Below are 18,032 nucleotides of genomic sequence, written 5' to 3' on the forward strand. Positions count from 1 at the left end.
AAAGGAGACATGCCTATGACGAATGTCCGCAAAAATTCCGCCAAACTGACCCGTGAGGACTTGAAAATCGCGCCCGAATCCCCTACAATGGAACGTCAGGAACTTGCAGTTCCATGCGAATTTTCTGTCAGAAATTCCATGGTAATTTCTGACGAAACTTCGGACGAAAACCCTGCCGTAGAGCCTTCTGACCAGACCAGCAAAACCGTCCGACACGCCCCGCTCGTCTACCGGGTGGAGGAGATCGCCCAACTGTTGGCGATCTCCAACCGTGCTGCGTACAATCTGTGCAACACCACGAAAGACTTCAAGGTGATCCGCCTCGGTACCAGCATCCGGGTAAGCAAGCAGAGCTTTGACGATTGGTTTGCAGCGGTCTGAGGGAGGGAACATCTATGGCATCTATTATGCCGATGCCTGCCAAGGCAGGCAAAAATATATCCGCGCGCAGCGCACACTGCTAGGCATACGAAGTATGAAACGTGGCAACACGTATTCCGTCCGATATAACTACAAAGATCATGCTGGCAAGCCCTGCAAGGGCTGGGAAACCTTCAAGACCAAGGCTGAAGCGCAGGAGCGCAAGATCACAGTGGAGAAGGAACTGCTGGACGGCACGTTCCTCATACCCGATGCAATGACGGTAGCGGAAATGCTGTACAAGTGGCTCCCCATCCAGTCCAGCAAGCACAAGTGGGCACCCAAAACCTACACCCACACGGTAGCCATGATCCAGAATCTTGTCGTGCCCTATCTCGGCAAGAAGCAGATTCAGAAGGTTCAGACGTATGACCTCGAACAGTTCTACGCCACTTTGAGCCGGACACCGCGCGGACTGTATAAGCAGGGTGTCAAGCAAACGCTCACCGACAAACAGAAGCGGCAGTTTCTGACGGGTGCTTCCATCCGGGAAGTCCATGCCATGCTCAAGACTGCTTTTTCCTATGCCGTTGGGTGGGGTCTGCTCCTCAAGTCACCGATTCCGAGAGAAGCCCCGAAATCGACCTCGGAAGAACGTGCCATCTGGGACGAAAAGACCATGCTTGCTGCGTTGCAGACCATGACCGACCCTACGCTCCACCTTGCTGTTCATCTGAGCATGATTCTCCCGCTGCGTGTCGGAGAGATCCTTGGCTTGCAGCCGGGAGACATCGACTTTGATGCAGCGGATGGACGTGGGACCATCACGGTCGGCAGGAGCTTACAGCGCACCGAAAAGGCTGCACTGGAAAAGACCGACCCGAATCAGATCTACCACATCTTCCCCGACCAGCGTGAGGGCAGCAGCTCCGCACTGGTGCTGAAGAAGCCGAAAACCAAGAAATCCAGCCGCACCCTTTATCTGACGAGACCCTTGAAAGATGAACTGCTGGCTTGGCTGGAAAAGCTCCGGCAGGACGAGCTTGCCATGGATGGCAGGTATCGCAACTGCGGTCAGCTTTTCCGCTTGCCCAACGGTATGCCTGTTGCCCCGGAAGCCCTTTCTAAATGGTACCGCACTTGGCGTGCGGAGCACCCGGAGTTTGAGAAGATCGTGTTCCACGGTCTGCGCCACTCCAGTGCCACCTACCAGCTGATTGAATCCGGCGGCAACATTAAAGCCGTGCAGGGCAACACCGGTCACGCCACCACCGGCATCCTGATGGACACCTACGCCCACACGCAGGACAAGCCCCGGTTGGAGCTGGCTGAGAAGCTGGAAGCAGACTTCTATTCACAGGACATCGGCTCCCCCAAATCCGGCTCTGCGCCGGTAAAAGAAAATCTGCCGGACAGCATCCAGATCACCCCGGAAGGGATGCTGAAAGTTGTCCGACAGATGAACCCCGAGCAGCGGCGTGAGTTCACCCGCCTGCTGTTCGCCTGAAAAAAGTATGGAAAAAACGCTCACGATGCACAGAATGCAGACAATACAAGGAAAAACACGGCTTTCCCGCCGGTGTGCAAAAAGTGTGCAAAAGTGTGCAGAACCCCAGAAAATGGAAAATCCCACGAGGAATCTTACGATTCTTCGTGGGATTTTGGTGCGCTCGAGGGAACTCGAATCCCTGGCCCTCTGATTAAAAGTCAGATGCTCTACCGGCTGAGCTACGAGCGCATATTCCGCAGCAAAACAACACTGCCGAATAATATTACCACAATTGACTGCAAAAAGCAAGAGCAGCGCCGAAAAAAGCGGAAATTCCCGCGCAAGCGCCCGGATTTGCGGCGGGAGAGATTTTCCGGCGCACAGCATTCGGCGGAAGCCGGTGCGCGCCGCCTATGACTGGGTGCTGCTGTGCAGCGTTTGCAGCCGGCAGTGCTCTGCCCCAAAACCGGCGTGCGGAGCATACCCGGCGGCGCACGCTCCCGTCGGGCAGAAAAAGCAGTGCGGAGCGGCAGTGTCCCGCTATTATATTTAAGGTACGATAAAATGGTGAAACCTAAATTCCGATAGTTGACAACGTGGTAAAATGTGGTACTCTTAGGGTACAAAAAAGCTTTTGAGGAGGGTTTTTATTATGGCTATGAAGATGGATCGCCGTTCCTTTTTAAAGACCTCTGCTGCGGTGGCAGCGGCAGTATCTATGACCGGACTGCTGGGCGGCTGCAGTGATGGTGACACTGGCACTGATCTGGGTGGCTTTACGGTTGCTGTGGGCGAATGGAGCGCCGTCCCTTATGATCAGGGTATAGGTACCGGGAAATCTTGGTATGCAGATTTCGCAGTGACTGTGCGTGTTCATAATCTGGATAATTCCAATGGCTTCAGTTTCCCTGCAAAATCCGTATTTGTGCTTAAGATCAACGGTCAGAAAGTCGCGTTGCAGGGTGGAGATCTGCTGAGCAATATCACGCTGGTCATGAAAAAGGGTGAGCGTAGAACGGGCATTCTGACCTTCCGTCTGGATGAGAGCCAGAAAAATCTCTATCAGGCAATGGATGCTCAAACCGCAGATATCAAGCTTACGGTTGGCGTTGACCCCACCGAGACCTATACCGGTGTTTACGAAGGCTATACTTTTAAGAAGGATTCCAAGCTTGCGTAATTGAACGCAAGCTGCCTAATACAGGAGGTGCATCGCTATGATCAACCGCAGAACATTTCTCAAGCTCAGCGCCGGGGCACTGGTGCTGACCGCCGCAGGGGCTTTGACCGGCTGCGGGGATACCGTAGTCGACAAGACCAGCGGCGTAGCCAAGATCGGTGATGTCACCTTTATCTGTGCAACACCGTTTCTGGGCGGCGGCGATAATTTTGCACTGACCTATTGCACAGAGTTCACCGTCCAGAACAACAGCGCTGAAAGGGTGGTCATCAAGCCGGAGGACATCACCTGCATCTTCCGCGAGTCAGATACAGAGGAAACGCTGTATTTCAAGCGGAACGAGCTGATCGCAGCGCCGGGACAGACGGTCGTCTACAATGGCTCGCAGAAGTTCTATCTGGAGACCAAGGAGCGCATCCCGGAAAAGAACAGTCCCGGCACCTATGAGCTGCGCGTGCGCTACAATGGCAAAACCGCTGTGTTCCTCTACGGGAACAACGGCAAAAACGTAACAGGCCGCGTAGAGTAAAACCCAATACATCCCGCCGCCGGGCACTTCTGGAAACAGGAGTGCCCGGCGGCTTTTGTTTTGTGCCGCATTACCTGTTCTTTACATTGGGGCTGGCAGTATGCACAAAGTTTTACGCACTTTTTGCACGTCCATGGTCGCGGCAAGGGCGGCAAAGCGGTAGAATAAGGCCGTTCCCAAGGAAAACACAAAAAGACAGTGCCGGGCGGGAGCCCGGGTTTTTAACGGAGGAAATTCTATCATGAAAAAGATCTCTCGTCGTTCGTTCCTGACCGTTTGCGGTGCAGCTGCTGCGGCTGTTGCTCTGACTGCCTGCGGCGGTTCTGCTTCTTCCGCATCCAGCACCGCTGCTTCTGCTTCCACCACCGCTTCTTCCGCTGCCGGGCAGGCAGCCGGCACCCTGAGCGGCAACGTTGCTACCGGCGGTTCTACTTCCATGAAGAACGTCATTGCTGCCCTGACCGAGGGCTTTGCCGAGGTCGAGCCGGGCGTCACCGTCAGCTACGACCCCACCGGTTCCGGCGCAGGCATCACCGGCGCTACCGACAAGACGCTGGACATCGGCCTGTCCTCCCGCGCCCTGAAGGACGACGAGAAGAACGATGTGGACGGCACCACCGTGGCGCTGGACGGCATCGCCATCGTTGTGAGCAAGGACAGCAAGGTCGCTGACCTGACCGTGGAGCAGCTCAAGAAGATGTTCACCGGCGAGATCACCAACTGGAAGGAGGTCGGCGGCGACGACGGCGAGATCGTTCTGGTGGGTCGTGAGGCCGGTTCCGGCACCCGCGATGGCTTTGAGAGCATCGTGGACGTGAAGGACAGCTGCAAGTACGCACAGGAGCTGACCGCCACCGGCGCTGTCATCAGCGCCGTGGAGGCAAACCCGCTGGCCATCGGCTACGCTTCCCTGTCCGCTGTGGGCGACACCGTTGCCATGGTCACCGTGGAGGGTGTGGAGTGCAGCGAGGACACCGTCAAGGACGGCAGCTACAAGATCCAGCGCCCCTTCGTGTTCGTTACCAACAAGAGCGTTGCCCTGTCTGAGCAGGCACAGGCCTTTGTGGACTTTGCCACCAGCAAGGACGCTGCCGACCTCATCCGCACCGCAGGCGCTGTGCCCGTGAACGAGTAATTACCGGGTGGTTTGCCGGGGAGTTTCCCCGGCGAATGATTCGAGGGTGGGACCCTGTTGCCGCAGGCAATAGGGCGGGAGCTGGAAGCCCCGAATTTCGCGGGGAAAGCTCCTCGGTGAACCGCCCACCCCGCATCTGAACAAGAGAACTGCCGCGTCGGCCTGCCCTAAAAGGCTGGGCTGGTGCGGCTTTTATAAAGGATTTCAGCTATGAACAAAAAATCCTATCTGCGCCGGGTGCGGCTGCCCCGCACCCCCGCCGACTGGCTGGAAGCGGTGATGAATTTCCTCTTCTTCCTGTGCGGAATGCTGGCGGTGTGCTGCGTGGTGCTCATCTCGGTGTACATGGTGGTCTCCGGCGTGCCGGCTATCCATAAGATCGGCCTGTTCAAGTTCCTGTTCGGCACCAAATGGGCGTCCACTGCGGCAGAGCCGCTGTTCGGCATCCTGCCCTTCATCCTGTCCAGTGTCTACGGCACGCTGGGCGCTACCATCATCGGCGTGCCCATCGGCCTGCTGACGGCAGTGTTCCTTTCCAAGGCCGCAGACCCCAAGCTGCGCACCGTGGTGGTCACCGCCATCGAGCTGCTGTCCGGCATCCCCAGCGTGGTGTTCGGCCTTTTGGGTATGCAGGTGCTGGTGCCCGCCGTGGCCAAGACCTTCGGCAAGGCTTCCGGTGCCTGCCTGCTCAGCGCCATCGTGGTGCTTTCCATCATGATCCTGCCCAGCATCGTGTCCGTGTCGGTGACGGCGCTCAACGCCGTGCCGCCGGAGTATGAGCAGGGCAGTCTGGCGCTGGGTGCAACCGACACCGAAACATGGTTCAAGATCAGCATTCCGGCGGCGAAAAGCGGCATTGCCGCAGGCGTTGTGCTGGGCATCGGCCGCGCCATCGGCGAAGCCATGGCCGTGATGATGGTAGCGGGCAACAGCCCCAATATGCCGGACAGCCTGTTCCGCAGCGTCACTTTGCTGACCACCGCCATCGCCAAGGAAATGAGCTACGCCGGCGGCTTGCAGCGGCAGGCACTGTTCAGCATCGCGCTGGTGCTGTTCGTGTTCATCATGCTCATCAACGTTGTGCTGAATGTGGTACTGAAGGGAGGAAACCGCGATGAATAACGGCTTTTCGCCCTCCCGCCGGGCATGGAACCGGGTAATGACCGTGCTGGTCTGGGCCAGCGCAGTGCTGGTGATGGTACTGGTTGCCGGTATCATCGGCTTAGTGCTGGTGCGGGGCATCCCCCACATCAGCTGGAAGTTCCTTTCCACCACCGCCAGTGTGCTGAAAAAGACCGACGGCATTCTGCCCGCCATCCTCAACACCCTGTATGTCATCCTGCTGACATTACTCATCGTATTGCCGCTGGGCGTAGGTGCGGCGGTCTACCTGACCGAATACGCTTCCAACCGGCGGCTCATCGAGATCATCGAGTTCACCAACGAAACGCTGGCGGGTATCCCCAGCATCATCTACGGCTTGGTGGGTATGCTGGTGTTCAGTCAGGCGCTGGGCTTCCAGACCTGTCTTTTGTCCGGCAGTCTGACGCTGGTGGTGATGAACCTGCCCACCATCATCCGCACCACACAGGAATCCCTGAAAACGGTGCCGCAGGGCTACCGTGAGGGTGCCATGGGTCTGGGTGCAGGCAAGTGGCACATCATCCGCACCATTGTGCTGCCCTGCAGCATTGACGGCATCGTCACCGGCTGCATTCTGGCGGTAGGACGCATCGTGGGCGAAAGCGCCGCGCTGCTGTTCACCGCCGGTGCGGCAGAGGTGATCGCCAAGAGTGTGTTCAAAGCCTACACCTCCAATGGTGCCACCCTGTCGGTGCTGCTGTATCTGCGCGCCTTTGAGGACGGCGATTTCACCTCCGCATGGGGCATCGGCGCAGTGCTGCTGGTGCTGGTGCTGCTCATCAATCTGGCAGCACGTCTGGCCAAAACAAAACTGAAACAGAAGCAGTAAAAATAAAGAGGTACTCTATGGAAAACACGAATGTGCCGGTGATATCGGCAAAGGATCTGAACCTCTGGTACGGCGACTTCAAGGCGCTGAAGAGCATTTCGCTGGATGTGGGCGAGCGGGAGATCACCGCACTGATCGGCCCCTCCGGCTGCGGCAAATCCACCTTTTTAAAGACCCTGAACCGCATGAACGACCTTGTGCCGGGTGTGCGTATCGAGGGCGATGTGCGGCTGAAGGGCGAGGACATCTTTGCCCGCGAGATGGAGCTGACCGACCTGCGCCGCCGCGTGGGTATGGTGTTCCAGAAGGCAAACCCCTTCCCCATGAGCATCTACGACAACATCACCTACGGCCCCAAGCTGCACGGCGTGCGCAATAAGGCCGAGCTGGACGAGCTGGTGGAAAGCTCGCTGCGGGGCGCAGCCCTGTGGGACGAGGTGAAGGACCGCCTGAAAAAGAGCGCCCTTGGCCTTTCCGGCGGGCAGCAACAGCGTCTTTGCATCGCCCGGGCACTGGCGGTCAAGCCCGAGGTGCTGCTGATGGACGAGCCCACCAGCGCACTGGACCCCGGCTCTACCATGAAGGTGGAGGAGCTGATGAACGAGCTGAAAAAGAACTACACCGTGGTCATCGTCACCCACAATATGCAGCAGGCTGCCCGTATCAGCGACCGCACCGCCTTCTTCCTGCTGGGGGAGCTGGTGGAAGTGGGCCCCACGAACCAGATCTTCAGCACGCCCCGGGACAAGCGCACCGAGGACTACATCTCCGGCCGGTTCGGTTAATGCAGGGAGGAACAAAGCAATGAGCATTCGCAAACAATACGACAGCGATCTGGAAGCCCTTAAAACCGCGCTGGTGGAGATGGGGCAGAACGCCGCCGAGGCCGTGGAGAACGCGCTGGAAGCGCTGTGCACCGCCGACACCGCAGCCGCCCAGAAGATCGTGCAGGGGGATGACCGCATCAACAACATGGAGCGGGACATCGAGCACCGCTGCATGGCTCTGCTGCTGCGTCAGCAGCCGGTAGCGGGCGACCTGCGCCACATTTCCACTGCCATGAAGGTGGTCACCGATATCGAGCGCATGGGCGACCACGCCTCGGATATCGCGGAGATCATCCCACATCTCGTCACCGTGCGTAAGGAGAGAGACCCCGCTGTCAGTCAGGCCATCGCCATGGGACGCAAGGCCTACCAGATGATCCTGGACGCCATGGACGCCCTGACCGCCGAGGACGAGATCGCCGCCCGCCGCGTCATCGCCGCAGACGACGCCGTGGACTACGACTTCAACGCCATCAAGCACACGCTGGCACAGGAGATCGCCGCCGACCCTGCCAAGGTGGACGCGGCGCTGGATCTGCTCATGGTCATCAAGTATCTGGAGCGCATCGGCGACCACGCCGTGAACGTAGCCGAGTGGGTGCAGTTCGTGCGCACCGGGCGCTACAAGGACGAAAGTATGTTCTGATCCTCACTCTGCCCTTTTGGGCGCGTGTTTTCCTTATTTTCTTCTGGAAAAGGCTGTCTGCCGTCTGGCAGACAGCCTTTTTCTGTGGGAAAATTTTCAAACGGGCTCGCCCTCTCCGTCACGGCTTACGCCGTGCCACCTCTCCCAAAGGGAGAGGCTCTGGCGAGACCGTATACTTTGCACTTTAGCCGGAAACTGTACCGCCATGCCAAGGGCTCTCCCCTTGGGAGAGCTGGCGCGTTAGCGCCTGAGAGGGCGAGGAAGCTTTTCCGCAGCGCCGCGCTTTCGCAGAAAGCGGCGCTGCAAATGCCGCTTGCCGTTACGACCCCTCCCGTGAAAATGCGTTTGGAGCGCTCCGCAGAGCGCGACAAACGCGAAATTTAAAATAATTCTTCCGCTGAAGATGCGCAGAGCAACGCGGAGCGCATTCCAAATCGTCCGCCCTCTCTACAACGAAAATTGACTAAAAAATTTTTATCTTTTCTGCAATGTTTGCGGCGGGTGATTCGTATTCAGGGTATAAGAGCCCGGAAAGGGCTCCGCAGTTATCGTGCGGCGGGTGGTTCCGGCTTCCCCCAGTCCCCCGCCCGCCGCACCGTTACGGAGGACAGATACAATGATGGCAAAGCTTGAACGCTCCACGCAGCCCGCCCGCATGGAGGCCGTGAGCCGCGATGCACTGGTGCAGGCGGCGCTGCAGGAGATCACCCAAAATTATCGTGAGGCCAGCCTTTCCAACGTGGCAAGGGCTTATGGTGTTTCGCTGGCGTATGTCAGCGAGTGCGTGCGCGCCCAGACCGGGCGCACCTACAAGGAACTGCTGCAAAAGCACCGCATGGAAACTGCCGCGCGGCTGCTGCGCCGCAGCGACCTGAACATCCAGCAGATCATCGCGCAGGTTGGGTACGAGAACACCAGCTACTTCTACCGCCTGTTCCACGAGCGCTACGGCCTGAGCCCCCGGGAGTACCGTATGGTGCGCACCGGCACCACCACCCGCCGCCCTACTGCATGAAGCCCCTCGTTTTGCTGCCCCCGACCGCCGTGCTGCCGCCCCGCGCACGGCGGTCTGTCTTTGCCGCAAAATGGAGAAAAATCTGGTGCTTTATGGAAAATTGTGTTATACTGAATAAAATGCACCCCGCGCGGCAGGGCGCGGGCGAGAGAGGATGAGAAGATATGTTTCGCGGAGCGGTAAGAGCGGATATGGCAAAGATCCTTGAGGTCTATGCCCGTGCGCGGGATTTCATGGCGAAAAACGGCAACCCCACCCAGTGGGGGGACAACTACCCTACCCCGGAGCTGCTGGAGGAGGATATCGACACCAACCGGCTGTTCGTGTACATGATCAACGGCCGGATGCAGGCGGTGTTTGCCTTTGTCCTTGGCGAGGACCCCACCTATCAGACCATCGAGGATGGACAGTGGCTCAACGACACCCTGCCCTATGGCACACTGCACCGGCTGGCTTCGGCGGGCGAGAGCACGGGCGTGGGCAAAGCAGTGGTGGAGTGGTGTCTGGAGCACTGCGAGAGCCTGCGCGCCGATACCCACGCCGACAACAAGGTGATGCAGCATCTGCTGGAAAGTGAGGGCTTTACCCGCTGCGGCATCATCCATGTGGCGGACGGCACGCCGCGCATTGCCTACCAGCGGATGTCCCTGACCCAGAGCCAACTTGGGTGAGCAGAAAATAGTTTTATTTGCAGTTCCGAAACGCCTGTGGGCGTTTCGGAACTTTTTTTCACAGAAGGGGTTTGTATCCCCCCTTTTGTTTTTTCCTCCCATCACCTGTGCGTATGGTGGGGTGAAAAATTTTCGCCTTTCTGTACAAACGCACTGAAAAATTGTAGGATAAGAATGGAAAAGACGTTCACTTTCACGCTTTACAACTTTATCTAGATAAAGTAAAATAAGAACAGAAGCCTTTCATACTATGGGCGCGGAGGATGCCGCGCCGGATGTTTTTGTGTATAGAGACGCCGGAATTGTGCCGGCGCAGGGAAAGAAACACGGGAAAAGGAAAGGAAACGAGGGAGCGAAATGGAGTTCAGTCTGGAGCATCTGCAGCCAAAGGAGCGTGCCTCCTTTGCGCTGCGCAGCCTGTATGAGACGGCAGGCTGCCGCAAGTACCACATGGGGCGGTTCGAGGAGTACAGCCTGTATCAGGAGAACCGCAGCTTTCTGTCGTCGGAGCAGGTCATCACCTTTACCGACCTCGATGGCCGTCTGCTGGCGCTCAAGCCGGATGTGACCCTGTCCATCGCCAAGACGGCACAGCCCGCCCCGGGCGAGACGCTGCGGTACTACTACCACGAGAACGTCTACCGTCCCTCTGCCGAGAGCCATACCTTTAAAGAGATCTCCCAGATGGGTCTGGAACTGCTGGGCGCTGTGGGCGAAGCCGAGGTGCAGCAGGCGGTGTGTCTGGCGGCGCAGTCGCTGGCGGCGCTGGGCGCAGAGTGGGTGCTGGAGGTCAGCCACATGGGCTACCTCTTCGGCCTGTTCGATGCACTGGGCGTGCCGGAAGCCGCCCGGGCGCAGCTGCTGGAAAAGCTGCGGCAGAAAAATGCCCATGAACTGCGTGCCGCCGCGCTTTCTGCGGGGCTTTCTGAAACAGCGGCGGACGCCTTGTGCGGGGTGCTGGAGCTTTCCGGCGGCTACGCTGCTACCCTTTCCAAGGCGGCGGCGCTCTGCCGCAACCCCGCCATGACCGCCGCCGTGGCAGAGCTGACCGCCCTGGCGCCCACGCTGGGACAGGCGGGCGGCAGCATCCGGTTAGACCTGACCTTAGCCGGTGAGATGGAATACTACAACGGCCTTGTGTTTCAGGGCTATCTCAAGGCTTTGCCCCGCCCGCTGCTGAAGGGCGGACGGTACGACCTGCTGCTGCAAAAGTTCACCCCCGGGGCAGGTGCTATCGGCTTTGCGGTGTATCTGGACGAGCTGGACCGGCTGAACGCGATGCCGCCGGTGCAGCATCAGGACACCGGCAAGGTGATGCTGAACGTGGCGCTGCCCAAGGGGCGGCTGGGCGACAAGGTGTATAACTTACTGGCGGGCATCGGCTACGGCTGCCCGGAAGACTACAACGCCACCCGCAAGCTGGTGGTGGAGAACCCGGCGGCGGGCATCCGGTATTTTCTGGTCAAGCCCAGTGATGTGGCTATCTATGTGGAGCACGGCGCTGCCGATGTGGGCATCGTGGGCAAGGATATCCTGACCGAAGCCGCCGCCGATGTGTACGAGCTGCTGGACACCGGCCTTGGCCGCTGCCGGATGTGCGTAGCCGCCCCGGCGGGCTACCGGGACGACCCCAGCCGCCCGGTGCGGGTGGCGACCAAGTTCGTCAACATTGCAAAGCGCTACTACGCCTCCATGGGGCGGGATATCGATATCATCAAGCTGAACGGCTCCATTGAGCTGGCACCCATCCTTGGGCTTTCGGATGTCATCGTGGACATCGTGGAGACCGGCACCACCCTGCGGGAGAACGGCTTGCAGGTGGTCACCGAGTTCATGCCCATCTCGGCGCGGTTCATCGCCAACAAGGCCAGCTACCAGTTCAAGCACCGGCAGATGGACACCATGCTGGAAAAGCTGCGCGACACCTTGCACAAGCAGGAGGAAGAGAAATGATCAAGCTGTATAATTTTGACGAGCTGAAGCCGGAAGAGATTCTGAACCGGGACATCCGCGCCGAAAAGAACGTGGAGGACGTGGTGGACGCCATTATTGCGGACGTGCGCGCCCGTGGCGATGACGCCCTGAAGGACTACGCCCTGAAATTTGACGGTGCAGAGATTGAAAACCTGCAGGCAACGCAGGCCGAGATCGACGAAGCCTTTGCGGGCATGGACCCGTATTTCCTCGAGACCCTGCGGCAGGCAGCGGAGAACATCGAGCAGTTCCACCGCCAGCAGGTGCACAAGAATTTTGTGATGAACGACCGCCCCGGCATTGTACTGGGGCAGAAATACACCCCCATTGAAAAGGCCGGTGTCTATGTGCCCGGCGGCACGGCGGCGTACCCTTCCACCGTGCTCATGGACGTCATTCCCGCCAAGGTGGCGGGGGTGTCCGAGATCGTCATGACCACCCCCGCCGGGAAGGACGGCAAGGTGAACCCGGTCATTCTGGCCGCTGCCGCCACCGCCGGGGTGACCAAAATTTTCAAGACCGGCGGCGCACAGGCCGTGGCGGCGCTGGCCTACGGCACCCAGAGCATCCCGGCTGTGGATAAGATCGTAGGCCCCGGCAACATCTACGTTGCCACCGCCAAGCGCAAGGTGTTTGGCAAAGTAGGCATTGATATGATCGCTGGCCCCAGCGAAATTCTGGTGCTGGCAGACGGCAGCTGCAATCCCGCGTGGGTGGCGGCAGACCTGTTAAGTCAGGCCGAGCACGACAGGCTGGCAAGCCCGGTGCTTGTCACCGACAGCGAAGCCCTTGCCAAGGCCGTACAGACCGAGCTGGAGGTACAGATCCCGCAGCTGCCCCGCGCCGCCATTGCCCGCGCCAGCGTGGACGACAACGGCAAGATCATCCTCTGCACCGACCTGCACAAGGCCATTGAAGCCTGCAACATCATCGCGCCGGAGCACTTGGAGGTCTGCGTGGAGGACCCCTTCGGCGTGCTGAACGAGATCCGCAACGCAGGCAGCATCTTCCTTGGCCGCAACGTGCCGGAAGCGCTGGGCGATTACTTTGCAGGCCCCAACCACACCCTGCCCACCAGCGGCACCGCACGCTTTTCCAGCCCGCTGGGCGTAGACGACTTTGTCAAGAAGTCCAGCTTCATCTACTACACCCGGGACGCGCTGGAAACCGTTGCGCCCCGCATTGCAGACTTTGCCGAGCGCGAGGGTCTGCACGCCCACGCCCGCAGCGTGACCATCCGGTATGAGAAATAAAGGCGGCTCGCCCTCTCAGTCATCGCTGCGCGATGCCAGCTCCCCCAAAGTGGGAGCCCTTGGCAGTCCACGCAAACTTCATCTCTTTGCCAAGGCCTCTCCCTTTGGGAGAGGTGGCACGGCGTTAGCCGTGACGGAGAGGGCGAGGTCGTTCGCCATAACTGAATAAACCTGAGGAAACCATTATGAGCCGTTTTCTTTCCCCTGCCCTGTCCGCTGTTACCCCCTATACGCCGGGAGAACAGCCGCAGGATCAGCAGTACATCAAACTGAATACCAACGAAAGCCCCTATCTGCCGTCTCCCCGGGTGGTGGCAGCCGTGAGCGAAGCCGAGGTGGAAAAGCTGCGCCTTTACTCCGACCCCGCCTGTGCCCAGCTGCTGCGCACGGCGGCGGCGCATTTCGGCTTGCAGCCTTCTCAGGTCATGCCCGGCAACGGCAGCGACGAGAATTTGTTCTTTGCGCTGCGGGCTTTCTGTGACGAGAGCCACCCGCTGGCCTTTGCGGATATCACTTACGGCTGCTACGGCGTGTGGTGCGGCCTGTTGCACATCCCCACCCATATCATCCCCTTAAAAGAGGATTTCACCCTTGACCCCGCCGATTATCACGGCCTGCACGAGACCATCGTCATCGCAAACCCCAACGCCCCCACCGGACTGTGCCTGCCCCGCAGCGCCATCGAGGGCATTTTGCAATCGAACCCGGACAGCGTGGTCATTGTGGACGAAGCCTATGTGGACTTTGGCGGCGAGAGCTGCGTGCCTTTAATTGACCAATACGACAACCTGCTGGTGGTGCAGACCTTCTCCAAATCCCGGCAGCTGGCGGGCGCGCGGCTGGGGCTTGCCATGGGCAACGCGGCGCTGATCGCTGACCTGAACCGGGTCAAGTTCAGCCTGAACCCCTACAACATCAACCGCTTGACTTTGAAGGCCGGGCAGGCTGCGCTGGAGGATACCGCCTACTTTGATAAGACCCGCGCCGCCATTATGGACACCCGTGCATGGACGATGCAGCAGCTGACTGACCGGGGCTTTACCGTACTGGACAGCCGCGCAAACTTTGTATTTGCCAGCACAGAACGGATAAGCGGCGGCGTACTATACAAAAAGTTAAAGGAAAGCGGCATTCTGGTGCGGCATTTCGATGCGCCGCGCATTGATAACTGGCTGCGTATCACCATCGGCACGCCGGAGCAGATGCAGGCACTGATGGACGCCGTGGACAAGATACTGGAGGTGTGACAATGGCAGAGCGCATGGTAACGCTGGAACGCAGCACCAACGAGACCCAGATCGAGCTGACCCTTGATCTGGACGGCACCGGCCGCTACGAGATCGACACCGGGTGCGGTTTTCTGAACCATATGCTGGAACTGTTTGCCCGGCACGGACGGTTTGATCTGGTGCTCACCTGCCACGGCGATGTGCAGGTGGACTACCACCACACCACCGAGGATGTGGGCATTGCGCTGGGACAGGCCTTTGCCCGGGCGCTGGGCGAAATGCGCGGCATCTGCCGCTACGGCAGCTTTTACCTGCCCATGGACGAGGCACTGGTGCTGTGCGCGGTGGATCTTTCCGGCCGGTGCACCCTGAACTGGGACATCCGCTGCCAGACCGAAAAAGTGGGCGATTTTGACGTGGAGTGCGCCAAGGAGTTCTGGTACGGTTTTGCCCGCAGCGTGCCCGCCACCGTCCATTTTGTGCAGTTTGCGGGCGAGAACACCCACCACATTCTGGAAGCCTGCTTCAAGGGCGCAGGCCACGCGCTGGCCGAAGCTGTGCGCATCGACGCGGCACACCGGGACGAGATCCCCTCCACGAAAGGACTGCTGGTATGATCGCCATTCTTGATTACGGGGTGGGCAACCTGTTCAGCCTGCGTTCCAGCTTGCAGCAGCTGGGACTGCAGGCAGTGGTCACCGCCGACGCCGATGCCATCCGCGCCGCCGACCGGCTGATCCTGCCGGGGGTGGGCGCATTTGGGGATGCCATGGCAAAGCTTACCGCCACCGGCCTTGTGCCGGTGCTGAAAGAGCAGGCGGAAGAAAAGCCCCTGCTGGGCATCTGCCTTGGGATGCAGCTGCTGTTTGAAAAAAGCTACGAATACGGCGAGCACGCCGGGCTGGGCTTTATCAAAGGCGAAGTCTGCCCGCTGGGGCCCGACCTTGCGGACAAAGGGCTGAAAGTACCGCAGATGGGCTGGAACGCCTTGCACATCGTAAAGGATGACCCGCTGTTCCGGTACATCCACGAGGGCGAGTATGTGTACTACGTCCACAGCTACTACGGCAAAAACTGCGCCGAAAGCACCCTTGCCGTCAGCGATTATTCCATCCCGGTCACCGGCGCGGTGCGGGCGGGGCGGGTGTACGGCACCCAGTTCCACCCGGAAAAAAGCGGCGACACCGGGCTGCGGATCCTCAAGGCGTTCAGCGAATTGTAAGCGGGCACGCCCTCTCAGTCACCTTCGGTGACAGCTCCCCCAAAGGGGGAGCCCTTGGCAGTACGGCAAAGTTTCCGCTAAAATGCAAAGCCACCCCTTCCGTCTGCTCCCTTTGGTCGCAGCCACACTCCCCCTTTTGTCGCTACGCGACATCTTCCCCCGGCCGGGAGAAGTCGGCCCTCAAGGGGACGGCTTTTGGCGGTAGCGGTAAGGTTTCCGGTCAAACCGCAAAGTGTGTGGCTTCGCCAGAGGCTCTCCCTTTGGGAGAGCTGGCAAAGCCGTAGGCTTTGACTGAGAGGGCGAGGACGCTAAAGGAGAAACAACTATGCAGCTATTTCCAGCCATTGACCTGCGCGGCGGGCAGGTGGTGCGCCTGACACAGGGCGACTACGACCGCATGACCGTTTACGGGCAGGACCCCTGCGCACAGGCACGCAGCTTTGTGGCCGCCGGGGCAAAAAATCTTCATGTGGTGGACTTGGACGGTGCTAAGGACGGCACCCTTTCCAACTACGATACCATTGCCGCGCTGGCAAAGCAGGGCGGTTTGTACATCGAGGTAGGCGGCGGCATCCGCACCGAGGAGCGCATTGAAAAATACCTCTCCCTCGGGGTGGGGCGCTGCATTCTGGGCAGCGTGGCGGTGACGGATTTTGCCTTTACCGCCCGGATGCTGCAAAAATACGGCGACAAAATTGCCGTGGGCGTGGACACCAAGGACGGCTATGTTGCCATCCACGGCTGGAAGGAAATCAGCGCCGAGCCGGGCGTAGCCTTCTGCAAGCGGCTGGCAGAAGCCGGCTGCACCGCCATCATCTACACCGACATTGCCTGTGACGGCGCAATGCAGGGCACGAATCTTGCCCTGTACCGCCAGCTGGCAAAAGAGGTGCCCGGGGTGGCCTTTACCGCCAGCGGCGGCATCTCCTCCGAGGCAGAGCTGCTGGAATTGCAGCAGATGGGCACGGCAGCCGCCATTCTGGGCAAAAGCCTGTACACCGGCGCGCTGGACCTTGCCCGCTGCGTGCAGCTGGTGCAGGACTGAGAAAGAGGGAGCTTTATGATAACCAAACGCATCATCCCCTGTCTGGACGTGCGCGACGGCCGGGTGGTCAAGGGCACGAACTTTGAGGGCATCAAGGACGTGGCCGACCCGGTGGAGATGGCACGGCTGTACAACACCGCCGGGGCGGACGAGCTGGTGTTTTACGATATCACCGCCAGCTTTGAGGGACGCGCCCTCTTTACCGACATCCTGACCCGGGTGGCGGGAGAGATTTTTATCCCCCTGACCGTGGGCGGCGGCATCAACACGCTGGAGGATTTTGACCGGGTGCTGAAATGCGGCGCAGATAAGGTAAGCGTCAACTCCGGCGCTCTGAAAGACCCCGGGCTCATCCCCGCCGCCGCCCAGCGCTACGGCGACCAGTGCGTGGTGCTTTCCGCAGACGTGAAGCGGGTGAACGGGCAGTTCCGGGTGTTCGCCAAGGGCGGGCGTGAGGATACCGGCCGGGATGCGCTGGACTGGGTAAGCTGGTGCGCCGCCCACGGCGCGGGCGAGATCTGCCTGAACAGCATCGACACCGACGGCGTGCGCAACGGCTTCGACCTTGAAATGCTGGACGCCGTCGCCGCCCGGGTGAATATCCCCATCATTGCCAGCGGCGGCGCGGGCAAAAAAGAGGATTTTCTGGAGCTGTTCCACCACAAGGGCATCGACGCCGGGCTGGCGGCGGGCATCTTCCACCAGAAGCTGCTGGGCATCCGGGAGCTGAAGGAATACCTGAACGCAAGCGGCGTGGAGATGCGGCTGTAAAAACACAAAAATACCTTGCATTTTTATCTTGAATACGATAAAATACACAATATCCCCATCCGGGGAGGGAGAACCGTCATGGAACTGAAATTTGATGAAAAAGGCCTGATCCCCGCCATCGTGCAGGATCACTACACAAAGCAGGTGCTCACCCTTGCCTACATGAACGCCGAAACGCTGGCGCTGACCATTGCCGAGGGGCGCACCGTGTTCTGGAGCCGCAGCCGTCAGGAGATCTGGCGCAAGGGCGAGACCAGCGGCAATGTGCAGCGGGTGGTGTCCATTACCGCCGACTGCGATGCCGATGCGCTGGTGGTAGAGGTGGTGAAGGACGGCCCCGCCTGTCACACCGGAGCGGAAAGCTGCTTTTTCAATGAAGTATACGTCTCCCCGGAGCTGAAGCAGTTCAGCTGGCAGGGGCTGTACGAGCTTATTAAAGGCCGCAAGGATACCCCCACGGAGGGCAGCTACACCACCTACCTGTTTGAAAAGGGCAAGGAGAAGATCCTGAAAAAGGTGGGCGAAGAGTGCACCGAGGTCATCATTGCGGGCGAAAAAGAGGACAAGGCTGAGACGGTCTACGAGATCAGCGACCTTGCCTATCATGTGCTGGTGCTGATGGTCAGCGCGGGCATCACCGTAGAGGATGTGACCCGGGAGCTGGAAAAGCGCCATGTCATCGACCACAAGGTCAAGCAGGAAAGGATGCAGTGA

Annotated in this window: 19 protein-coding genes and 1 tRNA gene; 19 read left to right on the forward strand and 1 reads right to left on the reverse strand. The window is 59.5% G+C overall.

Going from position 1 to position 18,032, the window contains the following annotated elements; genetic code table 11:
* Positions 1-9: 9 nt before the first annotated feature.
* Together C4N24_RS13745 and C4N24_RS13750 are read left to right on the forward strand one after the other, a co-directional pair.
* On the forward strand, positions 10-381 hold the full coding sequence (locus C4N24_RS13745; protein ID WP_112091902.1) for a helix-turn-helix domain-containing protein: 372 nt from the start codon (positions 10-12) through the stop codon (positions 379-381).
* Between the two features lie 94 nt (positions 382-475).
* Complete coding sequence (locus C4N24_RS13750; protein WP_112091877.1) at positions 476-1,867, forward strand: site-specific integrase; 1,392 nt, start codon at positions 476-478, stop codon at positions 1,865-1,867.
* Between the two features lie 155 nt (positions 1,868-2,022).
* On the opposite strand, the gene C4N24_RS13755 is transcribed toward C4N24_RS13750, so the two are convergent.
* Positions 2,023-2,098: transfer RNA gene (locus C4N24_RS13755), tRNA-Lys, on the reverse strand.
* A gap of 403 nt (positions 2,099-2,501) precedes the next feature.
* Here C4N24_RS13755 and C4N24_RS13760 point away from each other — a divergent pair.
* The 17 genes from C4N24_RS13760 (at position 2,502) to hisIE (ending at position 18,032) form a co-directional block, all read left to right on the forward strand.
* A complete protein-coding gene (locus tag C4N24_RS13760) occupies positions 2,502-3,029 on the forward strand; it encodes a twin-arginine translocation signal domain-containing protein (RefSeq protein ID WP_112091878.1) in 528 nt (175 codons plus the stop codon).
* Between the two features lie 37 nt (positions 3,030-3,066).
* Positions 3,067-3,558 (forward strand): twin-arginine translocation signal domain-containing protein, encoded by a 492-nt coding sequence (locus C4N24_RS13765; RefSeq protein ID WP_112091879.1) that lies wholly within the window; start codon positions 3,067-3,069, stop codon positions 3,556-3,558.
* A gap of 241 nt (positions 3,559-3,799) precedes the next feature.
* Positions 3,800-4,693, forward strand: coding sequence for a phosphate ABC transporter substrate-binding protein (locus C4N24_RS13770; protein ID WP_112091880.1), 894 nt, complete (start codon positions 3,800-3,802; stop codon positions 4,691-4,693).
* A 210-nt stretch (positions 4,694-4,903) separates the two neighbouring features.
* A complete protein-coding gene (gene pstC, locus C4N24_RS13775) occupies positions 4,904-5,815 on the forward strand; it encodes a phosphate ABC transporter permease subunit PstC (protein WP_112091881.1) in 912 nt (303 codons plus the stop codon).
* Entirely contained in the window at positions 5,808-6,665 is an 858-nt protein-coding gene (gene pstA, locus C4N24_RS13780) for a phosphate ABC transporter permease PstA (RefSeq protein ID WP_112091882.1), read from the forward strand. The genes pstC and pstA overlap by 8 nt, the downstream gene beginning before the upstream one ends.
* Before the next feature lie 17 nt (positions 6,666-6,682).
* Positions 6,683-7,450 (forward strand): phosphate ABC transporter ATP-binding protein PstB, encoded by a 768-nt coding sequence (pstB, locus tag C4N24_RS13785; protein WP_097779331.1) that lies wholly within the window; start codon positions 6,683-6,685, stop codon positions 7,448-7,450.
* 19 nt (positions 7,451-7,469) lie between these two features.
* Positions 7,470-8,138 carry a phosphate signaling complex protein PhoU gene (gene phoU / locus C4N24_RS13790; RefSeq protein WP_112091883.1) on the forward strand — a complete coding sequence of 223 codons (669 nt, stop codon included), beginning with the start codon at positions 7,470-7,472 and terminating at the stop codon, positions 8,136-8,138.
* Between the two features lie 616 nt (positions 8,139-8,754).
* Positions 8,755-9,153 carry a helix-turn-helix transcriptional regulator gene (locus tag C4N24_RS13800; protein ID WP_112091885.1) on the forward strand — a complete coding sequence of 133 codons (399 nt, stop codon included), beginning with the start codon at positions 8,755-8,757 and terminating at the stop codon, positions 9,151-9,153.
* A gap of 191 nt (positions 9,154-9,344) precedes the next feature.
* On the forward strand, positions 9,345-9,824 hold the full coding sequence (locus tag C4N24_RS13805) for an N-acetyltransferase (protein ID WP_242983289.1): 480 nt from the start codon (positions 9,345-9,347) through the stop codon (positions 9,822-9,824).
* 357 nt (positions 9,825-10,181) lie between these two features.
* Positions 10,182-11,777: an ATP phosphoribosyltransferase gene (hisG, locus tag C4N24_RS13810; protein WP_112091887.1), complete on the forward strand. Its 1,596-nt coding sequence runs from the start codon at positions 10,182-10,184 to the stop codon at positions 11,775-11,777.
* On the forward strand, positions 11,774-13,051 hold the full coding sequence (gene hisD / locus C4N24_RS13815; RefSeq protein ID WP_112091888.1) for a histidinol dehydrogenase: 1,278 nt from the start codon (positions 11,774-11,776) through the stop codon (positions 13,049-13,051). The genes hisG and hisD overlap by 4 nt, the downstream gene beginning before the upstream one ends.
* Before the next feature lie 185 nt (positions 13,052-13,236).
* A complete protein-coding gene (hisC, locus tag C4N24_RS13825; RefSeq protein WP_112091889.1) occupies positions 13,237-14,298 on the forward strand; it encodes a histidinol-phosphate transaminase in 1,062 nt (353 codons plus the stop codon).
* Between the two features lie 2 nt (positions 14,299-14,300).
* On the forward strand, positions 14,301-14,897 hold the full coding sequence (hisB, locus tag C4N24_RS13830; protein WP_097779006.1) for an imidazoleglycerol-phosphate dehydratase HisB: 597 nt from the start codon (positions 14,301-14,303) through the stop codon (positions 14,895-14,897).
* Positions 14,894-15,502 carry an imidazole glycerol phosphate synthase subunit HisH gene (gene hisH, locus C4N24_RS13835; RefSeq protein WP_112091890.1) on the forward strand — a complete coding sequence of 203 codons (609 nt, stop codon included), beginning with the start codon at positions 14,894-14,896 and terminating at the stop codon, positions 15,500-15,502. The genes hisB and hisH overlap by 4 nt, the downstream gene beginning before the upstream one ends.
* A 325-nt stretch (positions 15,503-15,827) precedes the next feature.
* Complete coding sequence (hisA, locus tag C4N24_RS13840) at positions 15,828-16,547, forward strand: 1-(5-phosphoribosyl)-5-[(5-phosphoribosylamino)methylideneamino]imidazole-4-carboxamide isomerase (RefSeq protein WP_112091891.1); 720 nt, start codon at positions 15,828-15,830, stop codon at positions 16,545-16,547.
* A 15-nt stretch (positions 16,548-16,562) separates the two neighbouring features.
* On the forward strand, positions 16,563-17,318 hold the full coding sequence (gene hisF, locus C4N24_RS13845) for an imidazole glycerol phosphate synthase subunit HisF (protein ID WP_112091892.1): 756 nt from the start codon (positions 16,563-16,565) through the stop codon (positions 17,316-17,318).
* Between the two features lie 78 nt (positions 17,319-17,396).
* On the forward strand, positions 17,397-18,032 hold the full coding sequence (hisIE, locus tag C4N24_RS13850; RefSeq protein ID WP_112091893.1) for a bifunctional phosphoribosyl-AMP cyclohydrolase/phosphoribosyl-ATP diphosphatase HisIE: 636 nt from the start codon (positions 17,397-17,399) through the stop codon (positions 18,030-18,032).

The sequence above is a fragment of the Faecalibacterium prausnitzii genome (assembly GCF_003287405.1).
Taxonomy (GTDB): domain Bacteria; phylum Bacillota; class Clostridia; order Oscillospirales; family Ruminococcaceae; genus Faecalibacterium; species Faecalibacterium intestinale.

What these genes read in the sequence shown, in the direction of transcription:
- C4N24_RS13745 (WP_112091902.1), top strand. Translation starts at nt 10, where the DNA reads ATGCCTATGACGAATGTCCGCAAAAATTCCGCCAAACTGACCCGTGAG.
- C4N24_RS13750 (WP_112091877.1), top strand. Translation starts at nt 476, where the DNA reads ATGAAACGTGGCAACACGTATTCCGTCCGATATAACTACAAAGATCAT.
- C4N24_RS13760 (WP_112091878.1), top strand. Translation starts at nt 2,502, where the DNA reads ATGGCTATGAAGATGGATCGCCGTTCCTTTTTAAAGACCTCTGCTGCG.
- C4N24_RS13765 (WP_112091879.1), top strand. Translation starts at nt 3,067, where the DNA reads ATGATCAACCGCAGAACATTTCTCAAGCTCAGCGCCGGGGCACTGGTG.
- C4N24_RS13770 (WP_112091880.1), top strand. Translation starts at nt 3,800, where the DNA reads ATGAAAAAGATCTCTCGTCGTTCGTTCCTGACCGTTTGCGGTGCAGCT.
- pstC (WP_112091881.1), top strand. Translation starts at nt 4,904, where the DNA reads ATGAACAAAAAATCCTATCTGCGCCGGGTGCGGCTGCCCCGCACCCCC.
- pstA (WP_112091882.1), top strand. Translation starts at nt 5,808, where the DNA reads ATGAATAACGGCTTTTCGCCCTCCCGCCGGGCATGGAACCGGGTAATG.
- pstB (WP_097779331.1), top strand. Translation starts at nt 6,683, where the DNA reads ATGGAAAACACGAATGTGCCGGTGATATCGGCAAAGGATCTGAACCTC.
- phoU (WP_112091883.1), top strand. Translation starts at nt 7,470, where the DNA reads ATGAGCATTCGCAAACAATACGACAGCGATCTGGAAGCCCTTAAAACC.
- C4N24_RS13800 (WP_112091885.1), top strand. Translation starts at nt 8,755, where the DNA reads ATGATGGCAAAGCTTGAACGCTCCACGCAGCCCGCCCGCATGGAGGCC.
- C4N24_RS13805 (WP_242983289.1), top strand. Translation starts at nt 9,345, where the DNA reads ATGGCAAAGATCCTTGAGGTCTATGCCCGTGCGCGGGATTTCATGGCG.
- hisG (WP_112091887.1), top strand. Translation starts at nt 10,182, where the DNA reads ATGGAGTTCAGTCTGGAGCATCTGCAGCCAAAGGAGCGTGCCTCCTTT.
- hisD (WP_112091888.1), top strand. Translation starts at nt 11,774, where the DNA reads ATGATCAAGCTGTATAATTTTGACGAGCTGAAGCCGGAAGAGATTCTG.
- hisC (WP_112091889.1), top strand. Translation starts at nt 13,237, where the DNA reads ATGAGCCGTTTTCTTTCCCCTGCCCTGTCCGCTGTTACCCCCTATACG.
- hisB (WP_097779006.1), top strand. Translation starts at nt 14,301, where the DNA reads ATGGCAGAGCGCATGGTAACGCTGGAACGCAGCACCAACGAGACCCAG.
- hisH (WP_112091890.1), top strand. Translation starts at nt 14,894, where the DNA reads ATGATCGCCATTCTTGATTACGGGGTGGGCAACCTGTTCAGCCTGCGT.
- hisA (WP_112091891.1), top strand. Translation starts at nt 15,828, where the DNA reads ATGCAGCTATTTCCAGCCATTGACCTGCGCGGCGGGCAGGTGGTGCGC.
- hisF (WP_112091892.1), top strand. Translation starts at nt 16,563, where the DNA reads ATGATAACCAAACGCATCATCCCCTGTCTGGACGTGCGCGACGGCCGG.
- hisIE (WP_112091893.1), top strand. Translation starts at nt 17,397, where the DNA reads ATGGAACTGAAATTTGATGAAAAAGGCCTGATCCCCGCCATCGTGCAG.